Raw genomic sequence first — 4320 nt, forward strand, 5'->3', positions numbered from 1 at the left:
ACTGCAGGGGGGACCCTGTGGGAGAGTAGGACGCCGCCGAACAATCATTGTGGGAAAGCCCCGCACCTTTAATGGTGCGGGGCTTTTCTGCGTTCTGGACCAGGTCCGTGTGGACTCGGCCCGGGCCTACCAGTCGGCGGGGTAGCTCTTGAGGCTGCTCGTGTCGAGCGTCCACCGGCCGGCGGGGACGGTGTCCCCGAAGGAGTAGGGGATCTTCTTGCGGTAGCGGATGCCGTCGGGCCCATCCGAGGGGTCGCTGTGGACCATGACGGTCTTCTTGTCCTTGCGGGGGTCCACCACGACATAGAGCGGGACCCCCATTGTCGGATAGTCGTGAAGCTTGTCGCGGATATCGGTGAGGGAAATCGTTCGCGAGACGACCTCAACCACCATCAGGACATCGCGGGAGTTGACGACCTTCGCCGTGTCGTCGGTGTCTTCTTCGGCGATGACCATGAGGTCGGGGACCTTGGTCAGGGCTGTCACCGGATCGCCCATGTTCGTGTCATTGAGAGCCATGACCTCGGGTGTCTGGGCCTCGATCTGACGGCGCAGCCGCACCACGTTCAGCCCGTGGGGAGCCGTGGGGTTCATCATCGTGAGGAAGATCTGACCGTCGGTGGTCTGCACCTTCCACTGGTCTTCCTGATGCTCGGCCAGCTCCGAGAGCCGCTCCGCGAAGTCATGCATGCGGCGCATCTGCTCCGGGGTGAGGTCGGCCACGGTGTCCTCCTGGTGGGTCCGCGCCCAGCGTATCCAGGTCGGGACGGCGAGTGCCCGTCTCGGAACGGTTCGGGGTGGTTAGAGGCGGCCGGCGGACTTGAGGGCGAGGTAGGCGTCGGCCAGGGCCGGGGGGAGGCTGTCCGGGGTGGCGTCGACCACGTGGACGCCGTGGCGGGTGAGTTGCTCGGCCGTGCGGCGGCGTTGGGACTGGGACTGGGTGGCGGCCGCGGCCTCGTAGACCGCGTCCAGGGAGCCGCGCGAGGCGGCCATGGACGCGATGTGCGGGTCGGCCACCGAGGCCAGCAGGACCGTATGGCGCTGGGTGAGGCGGGGGAGGAGCGGGAGCAGACCCTCCTCGATGGGAGCTGCGTCCAGGCTGGTCAGGAGGACCACCAGGGAGCGGCGGGGGGCGCTGCGCAGGATCGTGGAGACCAGGGTCCGGGCGTCGGTTTCGACGAGCTCCGGTTGCAGGGTGGCCATGGCGTTGACGAAGGCAGGCAGGGTGTCGGCGGCCGAGCGGCCCTGGATCTGGGCGCGGGGGCGGCGGTCCTGGGCCAGGAGGTCCACGCGGTCGCCGGCGCGGGTGGCCAGGGCGGTGAGCAGGAGAGCGGCGTCCATGGACGCGTCCAGGCGGGGGGCGTCGCCGACGCGGCCCGCGGAGGTGCGGCCGGTGTCGAGGCAGATCAGGACGTGCCGGTCGCGTTCCGGTCGCCAGGTGCGGACGGCGACCTTCTGTTGACGGGCGGTGGCGCGCCAGTCGATGGAGCGGGTGTCGTCGCCGGGGACGTAATCGCGCAGGCTGTCGAACTCGGTGCCTTCGCCGCGGGTCAGAACGCTGGTGCGGCCGTCCAGCTCGCGCAGTCGGGCCAGGCGCGAGGGCAGGTGCTTGCGGCTGGTGAAGGGCGGCAGGACCCGTACGGTCCAGGGCACGGTGTGGGAGCCCTGGCGGGCCAGGAGGCCCAGCGGGCCGTACGAGCGGACGGTGACGCGGTCGGCCTGCCGGTCGCCGCGGCGGGTGGGCCGCAGGCGGGTGGTGAGGCGGCGGCGTTCGCCCCCGGGGACGGTGAGCTCGTGGCGGGACGCGGCGGCGTCCGTGCCCGGGAGCCAGCTGCTCGGGGGCCAGGCGTCACGGACGCGGGCGCGGAGCGTGCGGGTGCTCGGGTTGGTGACGGTGAGGTGGACGTCCGCGGTGTCCCCGAGGCGGACCGAGGTGTCACCGGAGCGGGCCAGGGTGAGGCTGCGGACCGGCGCGGCGAGGGCGTAGTCGACCGCGCAGGCCAGGGCGAGGGAGCCGTTGACCGCGAGCATCCCCGTCCAGCTCGGTTCGAGGATGCCGACGGGGATGCTGCCGAGGGCCGCGAGCAGGGCGGCGCGTCCGGTGAGGGCCATCAGCGCGGGACGGGGACGTGGGCGAGGATCGCCGAGATGACCGAGTCCGGGGTGACGCCTTCCATCTCGGCTTCCGGGCGGAGCTGGACGCGGTGGCGCAGGGTGGGCAGGGCGAGGGCCTTGACGTCGTCGGGGGTGACGTAGTCGCGGCCGGTGAGCCAGGCCCAGGCGCGGGCGGTGGACAGCAGGGCGGTCGCGCCGCGCGGGGAGACGCCGAGGGTGAGGGAGGGCGATTCGCGGGTGGCGCGGCAGATGTCGACGACGTAGCCGGTGATCTCGGGGGAGACGGAGACCTTGGCGACGGCCTCGCGGGCGGCTTCGAGTTCGGCCGGGCCGGCGACCGGGCGGACGCCGGCGGCGTGCAGGTCGCGCGGGTTGAAGCCGGCGGCGTGCCGGGTCAGTACGCCGATCTCGTCCTCGCGGGAGGGGAGAGGGACCGTCAGCTTGAGCAGGAAGCGGTCGAGTTGGGCTTCGGGGAGCGGGTACGTGCCCTCGTACTCGACCGGGTTCATGGTGGCGGCGACGAGGAAGGGCTCGGGGAGCTTGCGGGGGGTGCCGTCGACGGTGACCTGGCGCTCCTCCATGGCTTCGAGGAGGGAGGACTGGGTCTTGGGCGGGGTCCGGTTGATCTCGTCCGCGAGGAGGAGGTTGGTGAAGACCGGGCCGTTCTGGAAGGAGAACTCGGCGGTGCGGGCGTCGTAGACGAGCGAGCCGGTGACGTCGCTCGGCATCAGGTCGGGGGTGAACTGGATGCGTTTGGTGTCGAGTTCGAGGGACGCGGCGAGGGCCCGTACGAGGAGGGTCTTCGCGACGCCGGGGACGCCTTCGAGGAGGACGTGGCCGCGGCACAGGAGGGCGACGACGAGACCGGTGACGGCGGAGTCCTGGCCGACCACGGCCTTCGCGATCTCGGTTCGGAGCGCCTCCAGGGCGGAGCGGGCGCTGTCCGTGGTGGCCGTCATGAGGTGCGGACCTCTCTTTCGAGGGCGTCGAGGTGGTCGGCGAGCGCGACGAGTGCCGCGTCGTCGGCGGGGGTGGTGCCGAAGAGCAGGGTGGTCAGGTCCCGGGTGCCGTCAGGGCCTTGGGTGCCGTGCGGGAAGCGGGCGGAGACGGCGGGGACCAGGGCCGCGGGGTCGTGTGCGCGGGCGGGTGGTACGCCGACCAGTGCGGCGAGGCGTTCGCGGGTGGCGGCGCGCAGCACGGTCGCGGCGCGGTCGCGGGCGTCGGCCTTGCGGTAGAGGCGGGCGCGGCCCTCGGTGGCCTCGGAGGCGCGGACGGCGACGGGCAGCCGTTCGGTGACGAGCGGGCCGAGGCGGCGGGCGCGCCAGAGGGCGGCGAGGGCGGCGGCGGTGAAGAGCTGGAGCAGGGCCCAGTTCCAGCCGTCGGGGATCAGTTGGAGGAGGCTCTTGTCCTGGCTGCCGGCGGCGGCGTCCGGGTCGGTGTCCGTGAGGGACGGCATGTACCAGACGAGGTCGGGGCGGGAGCCGAGGAGTTGGAGGGCGAGGGAGGCGTTGCCCTCCTTGGCGAGGCTCCGGTTGAGGAGGATCGTCTCGGAGCCGAGGAGGACGGTGTCGCCGCCGGTGGTTCCCGTGGGGAGGACGAGGAGGGTGGGGTTGCCGTGGCTGGGGTAACAGGCGGTGGCCGTGCGGGTGTCCGTGGCGTAGCGGTGGCCGCCGCCGCCGGTGGCGGCCCGGCCGGCGGAGGCCGCGGCGGGCAGGGGGCAGGCGGGGTCGAGGTTGTCGTCGAGCGCGTTGCCGCGGACGTGGGTGCCGGGGGCCAGGTCGGGGAGGCCGAGGGGGCCGGGGGCGAGGAGTACGGTGCGGCCGCCGGAGAGGTCGATGGCGGAGCGGATGGCCCGGCGCTGGCCGTCGCCGAGCAGGTCGGGCTCGGTGACCAGGAGGGTCGCGTCGGGTCCGGCCGCGTCGGCGGCCTCGCGGGCGGTGGTGACGACGCGGACGGTGACCCCGCGCTCCTTGAGCAGTTCGGCGACGGCGCGGCTGCCGTAGGGGTCGGCGGAGCGGGGGTCGAGGTAGCCGTGGTGGGCGCCGGAGTTGAGCGCGGCCATGGTGATCGCGGCGGCGATGAGCACGGCGAGCGCGACGGCGATCCCCCGGGCGCGCGCCCACAGTCCGGCCGGGCCCCTGCGGGGTGCGCGGGGGCGCGCGTCGGGCGCGAGCAGCGCCGCGGTGGTCGGGTCGGCCGGGCGCC

General features: G+C 73.4%; 4 protein-coding genes. All 4 read right to left on the reverse strand.

From position 1 onward, the window contains the following. Window positions 1-126: 126 nt before the first annotated feature. Window positions 127-723 (reverse strand): Uma2 family endonuclease, encoded by a 597-nt coding sequence (locus ACFWB8_RS36795; protein ID WP_385237606.1) that lies wholly within the window; start codon window positions 721-723, stop codon window positions 127-129. Window positions 724-801: 78 nt separating this feature from the next. Next, window positions 802-2112, reverse strand: a complete 1311-nt coding sequence (locus ACFWB8_RS36800) for a DUF58 domain-containing protein (RefSeq protein ID WP_385237609.1) — start codon at window positions 2110-2112, stop codon at window positions 802-804. Continuing rightward, a complete protein-coding gene (locus ACFWB8_RS36805; RefSeq protein WP_385237611.1) occupies window positions 2112-3074 on the reverse strand; it encodes an AAA family ATPase in 963 nt (320 codons plus the stop codon). The genes ACFWB8_RS36800 and ACFWB8_RS36805 overlap by 1 nt, the downstream gene beginning before the upstream one ends. Continuing rightward, window positions 3071-4291 carry a DUF4350 domain-containing protein gene (locus tag ACFWB8_RS36810; RefSeq protein WP_385237614.1) on the reverse strand — a complete coding sequence of 407 codons (1221 nt, stop codon included), beginning with the start codon at window positions 4289-4291 and terminating at the stop codon, window positions 3071-3073. The genes ACFWB8_RS36805 and ACFWB8_RS36810 overlap by 4 nt, the downstream gene beginning before the upstream one ends. Window positions 4292-4320: the final 29 nt, after the last annotated feature.

Origin of the sequence: Streptomyces sp. NPDC060031 (assembly GCF_042736805.1) — a bacterium.
Lineage (GTDB): Bacteria > Actinomycetota > Actinomycetes > Streptomycetales > Streptomycetaceae > Streptomyces.

Excerpts from the sequence above, each read along its gene's own strand:
- ACFWB8_RS36800 (WP_385237609.1), bottom strand. The coding sequence starts at position 2,112 with ATGGCCCTCACCGGACGCGCCGCCCTGCTCGCGGCCCTCGGCAGCATC.
- ACFWB8_RS36805 (WP_385237611.1), bottom strand. The coding sequence starts at position 3,074 with ATGACGGCCACCACGGACAGCGCCCGCTCCGCCCTGGAGGCGCTCCGA.